This is a genomic window from Secundilactobacillus malefermentans DSM 5705 = KCTC 3548 (genome assembly GCF_001436395.1).
In the GTDB taxonomy this organism is placed as follows: domain Bacteria; phylum Bacillota; class Bacilli; order Lactobacillales; family Lactobacillaceae; genus Secundilactobacillus; species Secundilactobacillus malefermentans.
In genome coordinates this window covers 20,358-31,331 of the sequence record NZ_AZGJ01000023.1, presented here as the reverse complement: position 1 = coordinate 31,331, position 10,974 = coordinate 20,358, and the positions used below count along the sequence as shown (strand labels likewise).

The window sequence follows — 10,974 nt, the reverse complement described above, 5'->3', positions numbered from 1 at the left end:
TCGGATTAATTATAGAATTTGCCATTCTTATTTCTTTTCGCCACCCATGCTGTCAACATTGGCGTTAAATTTGCTGTCACAACCACGGCAGCAGTAATTTGAGCAGTTGCCGTTGCGGCTACCGCTTTATAACTAGAATCAACCGCTGCAAGTGCTGCCGGAGTTGCCATATTAGAACCCGCACAACTTGAAATTGCGGCACCAGCAATTCCTGATCCTCCAGTTAATTTGTCTGTCCAAATAGTGATTGCACCACCAACAAGCGTTACGATGACTCCTAATAAGATTCCAGACATTCCACTAACAAAAATTTGTTGAAAATTCATCGTACATCCAAGTGCAAATCCAACTACAACTATTGAAGCATTCATCCCATCATTTAAAATCTTCTTAACTGCTGGGAACAAATTAGCCAATAACATTCCTACCAACAACGGCAAGATTGTTGCCACTAAGGTAACAATAGAAAATGATGCCAATCCAGAAGACGCTAAAGCAATCATCGTTACGTAAGGTCCAACACTTAAAATGGTAATACCAACGGCTGCCTCATCAATCTCATCTCCGAAATCATGAACAATCCCTGCATACATAGCATTGTTAGCTCCCGACATCGCACCAATGATTGCTAGGGCACTAAGACCAAGAAAATTATTATTTAACAATTTACCAACAACTAGGCCTAATACAACGGCCACAATAACTTTCGTGATAATAATAGTTCCGCCTCGTTTTGCAGCGGCAGGTGTCGCCTTGAATGAAATAGTTCCACCGATAACAAATAGAAAAGCACCAACTAAGGCACCAGATCCCTGAGCTAATGGTGTTGTAAAACCACCAATTAATAGAAATTTAGGAAAAAACGTATTGATTAAAGCACCAATAAACATTGGAATAATGATATTCCCGCCTGGTATCGAAAAGTGTTTCTTTTTCTTTGCTACGGGTTTACTCGCTGTATTTTCTGCCATAATAATCTCTCCCTTAATTAACCGTCCATGACGACGCCACCATCAGCATCACCAATTTCACCAGTAATAAAACTAGCTGCGTCACATCCAAAGAATAAAATCATCTGTGCAATTTCAACTGGCTCCGCGGGACGGCCTAAGGGAATAATACCAATAACTTTTTGGTTCTTAACTGGGTCCTCTGACAAAGATGTCGTCATAGAAGTATGAGTAAATGACGGATCTACCGCATTTGCATAGATGCCAAATTTTCCGCCTTCCTTTGCAATTGCTTTTGTAAATCCGTTTAAACCTGCTTTAGATGAAGCATAAGCAGCCGTTCCCAATAATCCATCGCCAATTTTACCTGCGACTGAAGAGACATTAACAATTCGCCCGCCACCATTAGCCTTAAAATGAGACCAAATCGCGTGCACTGTATTATAGGGCCCTGTCAAATTAATTTTAATCGTACGATCCCACTCTTCAGGAGGTAATTCATCAAATGATTTGGCGCTAATAACTCCAGCCACGTTGACTAATGCGTCAACATTTGTAAAGTCCTTGACGACCTGGGTAAACACTTTGTTTACTTCTTCACGATTCCCCTGATCTGCGTGATAGGTTCTCACTTTATCGCCAGATTCTTTTGCAGTCTTGGTTGCTGCATCATCATCGATATCCAGTAACGCCACTTTACCGCCGCCTTCAACGATGCCCTTAACGACTTCATAGCCAATTCCTTTTGCGCCACCGGTCACAATAACCGACTTATCTTGATAGTCATATTTCATAACTTGATGCCTCCTATAAAAATGGTTTTACTTACGAAAATATCCATGTAAACGTTTACTTGTTAAATATATAACAAATTTAATTAAATGTCTATGTGTTTTTTAATTAAATTTTAATTTAAAGCGTTTTTTATTTTTGTTGATGTAGTAGCATTTCTCATTTATGTCTCCTCATAAAAGCGCTTACACCCACTTCCCAGACTATGTTATAATTACCTTGTTCAGAACACCACATTCTCTGAGAACTTCTTTTTATGTAGAAGCTCCTCCTTTTTCATTCAGTCATTTATGTCACTGCTTCATATTCCTTCTGGGAGGTCGAAATCATGCCTACTGATACCGATAACGAACTACTTGAACAATATTTTAAAAATACACCAGTAGCCATTATGATTTTTAAAGACGAAGACCTCTTAATGAGCAATAAATTGGCGCAGTGTCTGCAAAAGCATCTACAGTTTGACCCTCACTATTTGGTGCAACTTGCTAAATCGCATGATTCCAAAGAATCACCCATCCACGGGTGTTGTTCAAACTGCGCTATTTGCATGAAAATGTCAGAGAAAGCGATGCCCGTCCTGGCCTTCTCAACCGATGATGAGGATCCAGCCAATTATTACATGACCTATACTAAATTAGATAAAACTAACCATCTATTTGCATTAACGTTGAAAAACTACGGTGCCGTGAAACGAATTGATCAGTTGGCGGACAAACAAAAACTGAACCGGTATGTTTCAAAGGCGAATGAACAAGAACGCAAAACTATTTCGGCGGACTTACACGATAGCATCGCGCAAGGGGTTTACTGTGCCATTCGCGGAATTCGTCGTTTGGAAACGGTCCCTACTAAGGACCTGCACCAATTAACGCAAACGATTGAAAATCAATTAAATGAAACTCTGACCGAAGTCAAAAACATGGCGCTTGATGTGCGCCCTTCTGTTTTGGATAACTTTGGCCTTTTTTCTGCACTTAGAAGTCTAGCCACCCGGTTGGAAGAAAGCTCTGGCTTAAGCATCACAGTTGTTGGGAACGCCAAACCGGAGCAGCTCTCCACTGAAGTGCAAAACTCAATGTACCGCATTTGCCAGGAATCCATTAATAACGCACTAAAGCACGCAAATGCCTCAGAAATTGTGGTGCTTCTTTCCCAGCATAACCACTTCATTAATTTGGAAATCATTGATAATGGGGACGGCTTTGAAACATCGGAAACCGAGTCATTTAACGGTCACTCCCTCGGCCTAAGAGATATGAGTAGCCGTATTCGCGCACTCAACGGCGTGTTTAAGGTTCATTCCGAACTGACAATTGGCACAACCATTACCGTCACGTTCCCCGTTCAAATAGAAAAAGGAAGTCTGAGCCATGAGTAAACTGATAAACGTCCTAATTGCTGATGATCACTCGGTTGTCCGTTCTGGTCTAACTTCGGTGATTAATAAAATGCCCAATTTCAAAGTTATTTTCGAAGCCGAGAATGGCACAGAGGCTTTTATGGGTGTGGAAAAAAACGATATCGATATTGTTGTGATGGATTTAAGCATGCCACCTGGAGAAAATGGGCTGGTCACCACCAAACGACTACACGCGAAATATCCCAAGGTTGCGATCTTGATTTTATCCATGCACGACGAGCAAGAATACATCGACGCTGCCATCCATAATGGCGCCCTTGGCTACGTTTTGAAGAATTCACCTGACTCTGAGCTTATCCGGGGAATCAAGACGGTGGCTGCTGGTAAGGTCTTTATCGACGTCAATATTACGTTAAACCAAAGTGACCTAGATGAAATGGATTCCAACCAGGCAAATGCGGAACTCTACACCTATGAAACATTATCAAAACGGGAGCGCGAAGTTTTGCCGCTGATTGCGCTTGGCTACTCCAACAAGGAACTTGCCGCTAAGCTGTTCATCACGACAAAAACTGTCGAGGCTCACAAGGCCAACATCATGCGAAAGTTGGGGTTAACGACTCACGTAGAACTCGTTTATTATGCGGTGCACCACCATTTGATTGAATTTTGATATCAAAAAGATCCAGAACAAATTTGTCCTGGATCTTTTTTCATCCCATCGCCACCGCACCCAACAGCGACCCAATGAAGTAGGTAATTGCCGTCGTAAACACACCAACCGCAATATTTCGGAGAACCGTTTTGTAAATTGGTGTCTCACTCTTACTATTGCCAATAATGGCATTAATCGACAATGCCACAATCATGGCCAACGCCGTATTGAGGACCCGCCACTGACTAGCCGAAAATGCGATTGCCAACAACGGAATGACGGCGCCACATAAAAACGAGAAGAACGAAGCTGTAGCAGCATGAATTGGACTTAGAATGTCTAGTTCATTAATTTTCGTTTGATAGGCATCAGAATTTCGATAATTAACACTCGTTTCTGCCTGACAATTAAGTCGGTTCAGTTGAACTTCCTTTTGCGCACTAACGGAAATGTATTCTCCGCCAGCCATCGAACACGCCCCTGCCAGCATCCCCGACACCCCACTTATAAACAGGGTTTGGCCGGATAGATTGGCAGCTGCCGCCCCCAGCACAATTCCGGAGACCGAAATAATTCCATCATTTGCGCCTAACGTGGCCGCACGAATCATGTTTAAGCTATCCCCAAAGTGACACTTCTTGATCACGGTTGGTGTTTGCATTTTTAACATGTTGGACCTCCTTACACAACGTCCACCTGCTGATTATACTGACAACGTAATGCGGCGAGCTTGACTTGAACCACTTCGTTTTGATTAATGCGGGCGAAAGCGAGCGTTTCTTCCATGAGCTGGTGAATCATGTCCGCCTGCTTGTCCTGATTAATCGCATTTTGAGTGGCTAAGAATTTCAAACGGGGCAGATAGTAGGTCACCCGTTTTTCAGAGCAGAGACTCACCCCAGCATTAATGAGCTGGTTACTAATTCGATAGTTCTCTTGGGCCGCATAAAATTCAGCCGAGTAAAAAATCAACGTCAAGATTCGTAAATAATACTGATTATCTTTATCCTTAAAAGTGATTTTGCGAGAATCCTTGATGTATTGATTCACCTTATCAAAGTAAAACAGTGCCTGCTTGGTTTCCTGATGGCGCGAATACATAATCCCGGATCCCAGAAACGCCAATTGCGTAAAAATGGTCTGGTGCTTCTCATCAATATCATTTAAAATTCGCGAAAAATCAAAGAGGATCTCGTCTGGTTGCCGATTAATTAAGGCGTTGACGCTTCCTCGCAAGTAACAAAATTGCATTTGGGAAGATAAGGAGTCCACTTGTCGTTCATCGATTGCTGATAGTCGTTTCAAGACACCCTGATAATTTTCAACCATCAGCTCTTTTTCGATGTCATCCAATTCTTCCCGAAGCTGAGTTGATGAAAGTGAACTCTCCTGATATAAATCGTCCACCGTTAACCCCAAGCGAAGACACAGTTTGCTTAAGATTGAGAGCGATGGCACAAGGCTATTACTCTCAAACTTACTTAGCGTTGCCTGAGTACATATGCCATCACACAACTTAACCTGAGAGATTTTTGCTGCTTTCCGGCGTTTAATAAAAATACTTATATCCATCTCTTCAACCCTATTCTATAAGTGAGCTTGCTATTCATGAATTCCCAATGCGACTTTGGCGTACCGACTCATCATGTTCATGTGCCAAGCGGGTTCCCAAACTAAATTAATGTTTAAATGGTTTATTCCCTCAACCTCAAGAACGGCATCGGTGATTGCCTTATCCAGCATGTCACCTACCGGACAGCCCATGGTTGTGAGGGTCATTTTGACCTCGCAATCACCATCCACAACCGTCACATCGTAAATGAGCCCCAGGTTCACTAAATCAATTCCGAGTTCTGGATCAATGACGTGTTCCAGCGTATGCATTACGTCACTTTCTAACTGTGACTTCTTTTCAATCATTTCTGACATCTTAATTTCCCCCGTTTTATCGTTTGACTAACCGATTGACCCTTCCATTTCAAAGCTAATAAGGCGGTTTAATTCAACGGCGTATTCCATTGGGAGTTGTTTCGTAAATGGTTCAACAAACCCCATGACAATCATTTCCGTTGCTTTGGCTTCCGAGATTCCCCGACTCATTAAGTAGTACAGTTGTTCTTCCGAAATCTTAGAAACTTTCGCTTCATGCTCCATCGAAACGTTGGCGTTACTAATCTCATTGTATGGAATCGTATCCGATGATGACTGATCATCCATGATAATGGTGTCGCATTCCACGTGCGCCTTCGACCCGTCTGAGTGCCGTCCAAATCGAACGGTCCCCCGGTAGTCGGTTGACCCACCCGTTTTAGAAATCGACTTTGAAACAATTGAGCTGGATGTATTTTTGGCATTATGAATCATACGTGCACCAGAATCTTGGTGAATATTGTTGCTGGCAACGGCAATTGAAAGCATGGTGCCGCGTGCGCCTTCCCCGTTTAAATAAACGCTTGGGTACTTCATCGTTACTTTGGAACCGAGATTGCCATCAACCCACTCCATCGTGGCGTTTTCGCCAGCTGCAGCCCGTTTCGTTTCCAGGCTATAAACGTTATCCGACCAGTTTTGAATGGTGGTGTAGCGGCAATAGGCATCCTTCTCAACGTTAACTTCGACAACGGCAGCATGCAGACTGTCTGAGGAATAATTTGGTGCGGTACATCCCTCAACGTAGTCTACCCGAGCGCCCTCTTCAACAATGATGAGGGTTCGCTCAAATTGACCGGAATTTTCCGAATTCAATCTAAAGTACGACTGGATTGGTGTTTTGGTTTCAACACCAGCCGGAACGTAAATGAATGAGCCACCTGACCATACCGCGGCGTTCAATGCAGCAAACTTATTATCGTTTGGTTGAACCAGCTTGCCGAACCACTTTTTAAATAATTCTGGATATTCCTTTAACGCAGTATCCGTATCGGTGAAAATGATGCCTAATTTGGCGAAATCGTCTCGCATATTGTGGTAAACCACTTCTGATTCGTACTGCGCTGATGACCCAGCTAAGTAATTCCGTTCGGCTTCAGGTACCCCTAGACGATCAAACGTTTTTTTCAAATCGGCAGGAACATCTTCCCAGTCCCGATACTTTTTATCGGTCATTTTTTGATAGTAGTGCATGTTCTTCAAATCTAGTTTTGATAAATCTGGACCGTACTTTGGCATTGATAATCGTTTGTAAATTTGATAGGCGTTTAGCCGATAATCAAGCATCCACTGGGGTTCTTCCTTAGCAGCAGAAATTGCGCGAACCGTTTCCTCAGTGAGTCCTCTTCCAGTTGAAAATGCCGGTTTAATATCATCATGAAACCCATACTCGTAATCTTCATCCTTAACGACAGCTTCTGGCATTTCTGACATTATACTTCCTCCTCCTGTCCGACTTCATCATTGAGTAGTGCCCGTTGCAACGCCCACCATGATAGGGTTGCGCATTTAATGCGGGCTGGAAAACTCATGATGCTTGATAAAATAGCTGCATCTTCTAATTCATCTAAATCGACTTGCGGATGTTCAGTTCCCATGACCATATCAGAGAATGTTTTAGCCATTTTGAGGGCCTCTTCCTTTGATTTGCCAAGCACCGCATCCGTCATCATGCTTGCAGAAGATTGACTAATCGTGCAGCCATCCCCCGTAAAGCCAATATCCTCAATGATATCGTCATCGTTTAAATTAATTTCCAAATTGATGACATCCCCGCACGTCGGATTCTTCAACGTGATGTTTTTGGTGGACGCCGTCAATTCTTGCTTGTGGTGGGGATGATCGGCGTGATCCAAAATAACTTCTCGATATAAACTACTTAGCTTCGACAATCCCATTACTAAAGAACTCCTTTGTTTCGGCAATGGCTGCAAGTAACTTATCGGCATCTTGCTTTGTATTGTAAAGATAGAAACTTGCGCGGGCGGTGGCAACCAATCCTAACTCGTCCATCAACGGTTGTGCACAGTGATGACCGGCTCTGACTGCAATGCCTTCCATGTCCAAGGCTGTTGCAACGTCATGTGGATGAAGTCCCTTGATGTTAAAGGCGATCACCCCAGTATGCTTATCAGGATTTGCTGGTCCGTAAACCTCGACGTCTTCGTCTGCTTCTAGTTTTGGTAACAGATAGTCCACTAATTCTTGTTCATGGCTGGCCACGTTATCCATCCCAATTTGGCTGAGATAATCTGCAGCGGCACCAAGGCCAATGGCACCGGCAATATTTTGTGTTCCTGCCTCAAACTTCCAGGGGATTTCGTTCCAAGTACTATCAAATTTGTGGACGAAGTTAATCATTTCGCCGCCGTACTGATAGGGATTCGTTGCTTCAAGGAAGGCTCGTTTGCCATATAAAACGCCGATTCCAGTTGGTCCCATCATTTTGTGACCTGAGAAAGCGTAGAAATCGACATCGAGATCTTGTACATCGACTGCCGTGTGTGGCACTGCTTGAGCACCATCGCAAACCATTGTGGCACCGTGACGATGCGCAATTTCTGTCAGTTCTTTAATCGGATTGATGGTTCCCATGACGTTGCTAGCGTGAGCAACGGAAACAATTTTGGTTTTATCGGTGATTTTGGCTTCGGCATCCGCCATATCCAATTCACCATCTTCAGTTAACCCAATGTATTTCAACGTGGCGTGTTTTTGATTGGCTAATTGTTGCCAAGGAATCAAATTGCTGTGGTGCTCCATGATTGAAATGACAATTTCGTCACCTTCATGAATCACTTGCTGGCCATAAGTACTGGCGATTAAATTCAAGCTGTCCGTGGTCCCCTTCGTAAAGACGACTTCAGCGGGTTCGGCAGCGTTGATGAACTTTTGGAGTTTTCCCCGAGCAATTTCGTACTGTTCGGTTGCTCTTTCCGCCAAGGTATGGACGCCACGATGAACGTTGGCGTTATCCGTTTCATAAAAGTGAATAAGTGCTTCCGTAACCTCTAGTGGTTTTTGAGCCGTTGCGGCATTGTCCAAATAGACAAGTGGTTCGCCATTAACGTCTTGATTGAGAATTGGAAAATCTGCACGAATTGTTGTTAGTTTATTGTCCATTTTCAAGTTTCCTTTCGATTGTCCCAATGAGCTGCTGACGAACCGCTTTTGCAGGAATGGCACTTAAAACGGCACCCAAGAATCCCCGAATGACTAATCGTTCAGCGGTTTCGCAATCAATTCCCCGACTCATTAAGTAGTACAACTGTTGCTGATCCACTTGGCCGACACTGGCTGCGTGTCCCGCCAAAACATCATTTTCATCAATTAACAAAATTGGGTTAGCATTTCCGTGGGCTTCGCTAGACATCATCAAAATTCGATTTTCCTGTTCAGCTTTGGCACCAGATGCGCCATGAATAATGTTGCCGATGCCATTAAAGACTAATTCCGACTTCTCAAGAATGACGCCCCGTTGCAGGATGTTTCCAACTGAATGTTTACCACGGTTAGTAACCCCCGTATTGATGCCAAGTCGCTGACTGTGAGAAGAAATGGCGATAACTTTGGCATCCGTTTGAGCCCCATCACCAATCAAATTGGCATTAAAGTCCCCAATCGTGTTACCTTCGTTTAGAATTCCCATCGCCCAGTCAACGGTTGCGTTACGTTCGACGTATGCCCGTCGTTCCAGGTAAGCGAGCGTATTGGCACCCAGCTCATCTACTGAAGAGAACTTAACCTGACTATCTTGTGCGGCCAAAATTTCGACCATGCAGTTTGCTTCATTTTGCTTTTCGCCTTGGGTTGTGAGGTGTTGCGTGAAAGCAACCTCACTCCCGGCTTCTGCCACGATTAAAACGTGGGAGATGAAGGGATTAGTCTTTGTGCTATCCTGCACAAGTTTGGCTTCAATGGGTTCTTTGATGACGACGTTTTCCGGAATATACAGGAATATTCCTGAATTCAAGTAGGCAAGGTGATAACTGGCTAATCGGTTATCTTCCGCCGTAATCGCCTTTGTCATCAGGTACTTTTGGACTAAATCTGGGTAATTTTTAATGGCGGAAAAGATATCCGTTAAAATGACCCCTTTCTGTTGTAGGTCAGCTGGTAGCTTGACCTGAACGGTCGTTTGTCCCACCTGGACTATGCTAATGTCACTGTCACTTTTCTGACCCATGTCTTCATTAAGCAAGCTAGACGTTTCCCACTGCAGCTTAGCATCAGCGGTATATCGCCAATCACGATAATCAAAACGTTGGACAAGCGGCATTTTTAAGTCGTTCATCTGTTTGGCAGCGTGTAACCGCATGTTCACAAACCAAGAGGGCTCGCCGTTAAGCTTAGCCGCATTGACTAATTCATCGGTTTCTATTTGATCCTTCACCAAATCCATTTGCTCGCCCTCCTAATTTTCATCTACTAAAGCGACATCTAGATCATATTCATCCCGAAGACCAGCATAGCCTTCCTTTTCCAACTCTTTAGCTAGGCTTGCGTCCCCAGTTTTGACAATTCTGCCACCCATCATGACGTGTACCACATCAGGAACGATGTAGTTTAGCAGGCGTTGATAGTGGGTAATAATGAGTGATCCAAAGTTGTCGCCTCGCATCGAGTTGACCCCTTTCGATACAACCTGAAGGGCATCAATATCAAGACCAGAATCAATTTCATCCAATAAAGCAAATGACGGTTTAATCATCATTAGTTGGAGGATTTCGTTCCGTTTCTTTTCTCCACCAGAGAAACCTTCATTCAGGTAACGTTCCGTCATCGATTCGCTCATATCTAGGATTCCGAGGTTCTTATCCAATTCCTTCAAAAAGTCCATGACTGAAATTTGATTATCCTCTGGGCGACGGGCGTTAATGGCTGCTCGTAAGAATTCGGCATTTGTAACACCTTGGATTTCAGCAGGATATTGCATCCCCAAGAACAAGCCTTTTCTAGCCCGCTCATCGACCGGCATCTCCACAATACTTTCACCATTTAGGAGAATGTCTCCCTGTGTGACGTGGTATGCAGACCGTCCCATAATTGTTTCAGACAAAGTCGATTTACCCGTTCCGTTTGGTCCCATAATTGCGTGGATTTCTCCAGTATTCATCGTTAAGTCGACACCCTTTAGAATTTCTTTTGACGTTTGTTTTTCTTCATCGGTGACCTCAACATGCAAGTCGATAACTTCTAGTTTTGCCATGATACCCAGCCTCCAAATTTTATATTTATTTATTTATAGCAATGCATATTCACTTCATATGATGAAAACGGTTTTT

12 protein-coding genes are annotated in these 10,974 nt (G+C 43.5%); 2 read left to right on the top strand and 10 right to left on the bottom strand.

Going from position 1 to position 10,974, the window contains the following annotated elements; all coding sequences use genetic code 11:
• Nucleotides 1-5 precede the first annotated feature (5 nt).
• The gene (locus FD44_RS05755) at nucleotides 6-971 is read right to left on the bottom strand and encodes a 2-keto-3-deoxygluconate permease (protein WP_056973814.1); all 966 of its coding nucleotides are present in this window, start codon (nucleotides 969-971) and stop codon (nucleotides 6-8) included.
• A gap of 17 nt (nucleotides 972-988) precedes the next feature.
• Entirely contained in the window at nucleotides 989-1,744 is a 756-nt protein-coding gene (locus tag FD44_RS05750) for an SDR family NAD(P)-dependent oxidoreductase (protein WP_010619171.1), read from the bottom strand.
• 326 nt (nucleotides 1,745-2,070) lie between these two features.
• Here FD44_RS05750 and FD44_RS05745 point away from each other — a divergent pair, with 326 nt between their 5' ends.
• Together FD44_RS05745 and FD44_RS05740 are read left to right on the top strand one after the other, a co-directional pair.
• Nucleotides 2,071-3,123 carry a sensor histidine kinase gene (locus FD44_RS05745; RefSeq protein WP_010619170.1) on the top strand — a complete coding sequence of 351 codons (1,053 nt, stop codon included), beginning with the start codon at nucleotides 2,071-2,073 and terminating at the stop codon, nucleotides 3,121-3,123.
• A 1-nt stretch (nucleotide 3,124) separates the two neighbouring features.
• A complete protein-coding gene (locus FD44_RS05740; RefSeq protein ID WP_029327489.1) occupies nucleotides 3,125-3,778 on the top strand; it encodes a response regulator in 654 nt (217 codons plus the stop codon).
• 40 nt (nucleotides 3,779-3,818) lie between these two features.
• Here the strand turns inward: FD44_RS05740 and FD44_RS05735 are convergent, their stop codons facing one another.
• From FD44_RS05735 to sufC, 8 genes are read right to left on the bottom strand one after another with little or no spacing between them, the layout of a single operon-like run.
• On the bottom strand, nucleotides 3,819-4,430 hold the full coding sequence (locus FD44_RS05735; RefSeq protein ID WP_010619168.1) for a VIT1/CCC1 transporter family protein: 612 nt from the start codon (nucleotides 4,428-4,430) through the stop codon (nucleotides 3,819-3,821).
• 11 nt (nucleotides 4,431-4,441) lie between these two features.
• Nucleotides 4,442-5,332 carry a helix-turn-helix domain-containing protein gene (locus tag FD44_RS05730; RefSeq protein ID WP_029327488.1) on the bottom strand — a complete coding sequence of 297 codons (891 nt, stop codon included), beginning with the start codon at nucleotides 5,330-5,332 and terminating at the stop codon, nucleotides 4,442-4,444.
• A 30-nt stretch (nucleotides 5,333-5,362) separates the two neighbouring features.
• The gene (locus FD44_RS05725; RefSeq protein WP_010619166.1) at nucleotides 5,363-5,689 is read right to left on the bottom strand and encodes a metal-sulfur cluster assembly factor; all 327 of its coding nucleotides are present in this window, start codon (nucleotides 5,687-5,689) and stop codon (nucleotides 5,363-5,365) included.
• A 27-nt stretch (nucleotides 5,690-5,716) separates the two neighbouring features.
• Nucleotides 5,717-7,123, bottom strand: coding sequence for a Fe-S cluster assembly protein SufB (gene sufB / locus FD44_RS05720; protein ID WP_010619165.1), 1,407 nt, complete (start codon nucleotides 7,121-7,123; stop codon nucleotides 5,717-5,719).
• Nucleotides 7,123-7,587 (bottom strand): Fe-S cluster assembly sulfur transfer protein SufU, encoded by a 465-nt coding sequence (gene sufU, locus FD44_RS05715; RefSeq protein ID WP_010619164.1) that lies wholly within the window; start codon nucleotides 7,585-7,587, stop codon nucleotides 7,123-7,125. The genes sufB and sufU overlap by 1 nt, the downstream gene beginning before the upstream one ends.
• Nucleotides 7,565-8,812 (bottom strand): aminotransferase class V-fold PLP-dependent enzyme, encoded by a 1,248-nt coding sequence (locus FD44_RS05710; protein ID WP_010619163.1) that lies wholly within the window; start codon nucleotides 8,810-8,812, stop codon nucleotides 7,565-7,567. Before FD44_RS05710 ends, sufU begins: the two co-directional genes overlap by 23 nt.
• Nucleotides 8,802-10,091: a Fe-S cluster assembly protein SufD gene (gene sufD, locus FD44_RS05705; protein ID WP_010619162.1), complete on the bottom strand. Its 1,290-nt coding sequence runs from the start codon at nucleotides 10,089-10,091 to the stop codon at nucleotides 8,802-8,804. Before sufD ends, FD44_RS05710 begins: the two co-directional genes overlap by 11 nt.
• A gap of 12 nt (nucleotides 10,092-10,103) precedes the next feature.
• On the bottom strand, nucleotides 10,104-10,898 hold the full coding sequence (sufC, locus tag FD44_RS05700; RefSeq protein ID WP_010619161.1) for a Fe-S cluster assembly ATPase SufC: 795 nt from the start codon (nucleotides 10,896-10,898) through the stop codon (nucleotides 10,104-10,106).
• Nucleotides 10,899-10,974 lie beyond the last annotated feature (76 nt).

Excerpts from the sequence above, each read along its gene's own strand:
- FD44_RS05755 (WP_056973814.1), bottom strand. The coding sequence starts at position 971 with ATGGCAGAAAATACAGCGAGTAAACCCGTAGCAAAGAAAAAGAAACAC.
- FD44_RS05750 (WP_010619171.1), bottom strand. The coding sequence starts at position 1,744 with ATGAAATATGACTATCAAGATAAGTCGGTTATTGTGACCGGTGGCGCA.
- FD44_RS05745 (WP_010619170.1), top strand. The coding sequence starts at position 2,071 with ATGCCTACTGATACCGATAACGAACTACTTGAACAATATTTTAAAAAT.
- FD44_RS05735 (WP_010619168.1), bottom strand. The coding sequence starts at position 4,430 with ATGTTAAAAATGCAAACACCAACCGTGATCAAGAAGTGTCACTTTGGG.
- FD44_RS05730 (WP_029327488.1), bottom strand. The coding sequence starts at position 5,332 with ATGGATATAAGTATTTTTATTAAACGCCGGAAAGCAGCAAAAATCTCT.
- FD44_RS05725 (WP_010619166.1), bottom strand. The coding sequence starts at position 5,689 with ATGTCAGAAATGATTGAAAAGAAGTCACAGTTAGAAAGTGACGTAATG.
- sufB (WP_010619165.1), bottom strand. The coding sequence starts at position 7,123 with ATGTCAGAAATGCCAGAAGCTGTCGTTAAGGATGAAGATTACGAGTAT.
- sufU (WP_010619164.1), bottom strand. The coding sequence starts at position 7,587 with ATGGGATTGTCGAAGCTAAGTAGTTTATATCGAGAAGTTATTTTGGAT.
- FD44_RS05710 (WP_010619163.1), bottom strand. The coding sequence starts at position 8,812 with ATGGACAATAAACTAACAACAATTCGTGCAGATTTTCCAATTCTCAAT.
- sufD (WP_010619162.1), bottom strand. The coding sequence starts at position 10,091 with ATGGATTTGGTGAAGGATCAAATAGAAACCGATGAATTAGTCAATGCG.
- sufC (WP_010619161.1), bottom strand. The coding sequence starts at position 10,898 with ATGGCAAAACTAGAAGTTATCGACTTGCATGTTGAGGTCACCGATGAA.